Annotated in this window: 1 protein-coding gene and 1 pseudogene; both read right to left on the reverse strand. The window is 74.1% G+C overall.

Annotated elements, in window-relative coordinates:
- Positions 1-391: pseudogene (locus AB0M20_RS43225) on the reverse strand (hypothetical protein); the annotation flags it as partial.
- 10 nt (positions 392-401) lie between these two features.
- A complete protein-coding gene (locus tag AB0M20_RS43230) occupies positions 402-1,352 on the reverse strand; it encodes a VWA domain-containing protein (protein WP_364307278.1) in 951 nt (316 codons plus the stop codon).
- Positions 1,353-1,461 lie beyond the last annotated feature (109 nt).

Genomic DNA, 1,461 nt, shown 5'->3' on the forward strand with positions numbered 1-1,461 from the left:
GGCCGCGGCTGTCGAAGACGAAGCCCGATCCGGATCCCTGGCCGGCCCGCACGGAGACGACGCCGGGAAGGGCGCGGGCGGCCGCACCGACGAGATCGGACGGTACGCCCGCCGGCGCCGGTGCCGGAGCCGCGGCCGGATCGGTGGCCTCCGCAGGCTCATCGCCCGCGCCGGAGTAGTACCCGGCCAGGCCGCCGGATCCGGCGGCCACGGCGATCACGGCGACTCCGGCAGCGGCGAGAAGCGGCCAGCGTCGCGCGTCGCGGGGCGAAGCGTGCCGCCCGTCACCGCCGCCCCCCTTCGTCCCGCCGCCGGTCGCACGGTCGTCGAAGCCCGGCGAGAGGAAGTCCGGGCCTCGCGGTTCTCCGCCCAATCCCGTTGTCATTGTCATGTCGCGCTCCTCACGGCAGCCGGGCAAACCAGAACAGGGAGGCGATCGCGGCCAGCGCGGCCAGCGCCAGCCCGATCCCGATGAAGCGGGCCGACACGTCCTGCACCTCGGTCTGGTAGCCGACCGAGCTGCCGATGTCGGCGTACGCGTTGCGCAGCTCGTCCGCGCTGCCCGCCTCGAAGTAGTTGCCGCCGGAGGTCTGCGCGACGGCCTGCAACGTGGCGCCGTCCACCGGCACCGCCTGACCGCCGCCGATGCTGCCGGACTCGGTGCCGAACGAGATCGCGTCCACCGGGATCTGCAATTCGGCGGCAAGTTGAGCCGCCTGGGCGGGATCCTGACCGGCGGTGTTCGCGCCGTCCGACAGCACCACCACCCGCGCGGGCGGGGTGTCCTCGCCGGCCTGCGCGTCCAGCGTCCGGATCTGGTCCAGCGACGTGGCGATCGCATCGCCGATCGCCGTGCCGGCCCGGCCCGCCGCGCCCTCGGTGAGCCGGTCGACACCGGTCACCACGGCCGAGTGGTCGGTCACCGGCGGCACGAACACCGAGGCGCTGCCCGCGAAGCCGACCAGCCCGACGTTGAACTCCTCGGGCAGGTTCGCGACGAACTCCTTCGCCGCGGCCTTCGCGGCGCTGAGCCGATCGGGGGCCACGTCGTCGGCCAGCATCGAGCGGGACACGTCGACCGCGACCAGCACGGTGGCGCGTTCCCGAGGCACCTGCACCTCGTCGGTGGGCCGGGCGAAGCCGACCACGAGCAGCCCGAGCATGGCCAGGAACAGACCCGCCGGGACGTGCCGGCGCCATTGCGGGCGCTTCGGCGCCACCCGGTCGAGCAGCTTGAGGTTGGTGAACCGCACGGCATACCGGCTGCGGCGGCGCTGCATCACGACGTACGCGACGGCCAGCGCGACCACCGCGAGCAGCAGCCACAGCCGCTGCGGGGACTCCCAGCTCATGTGGAACCTCCAGGCCTGCGGGCCGCGCGGAGCAGCCGGCGTCGGGCGTGCACGTGACGGACGATGTCGGCGACCCAGACGCCGACCGTCCGAAGGGGAAGGTGGGTGG

Origin of the sequence: Actinoplanes sp. NPDC051633 (genome assembly GCF_040681735.1) — a bacterium.
GTDB lineage: Bacteria > Actinomycetota > Actinomycetes > Mycobacteriales > Micromonosporaceae > Actinoplanes.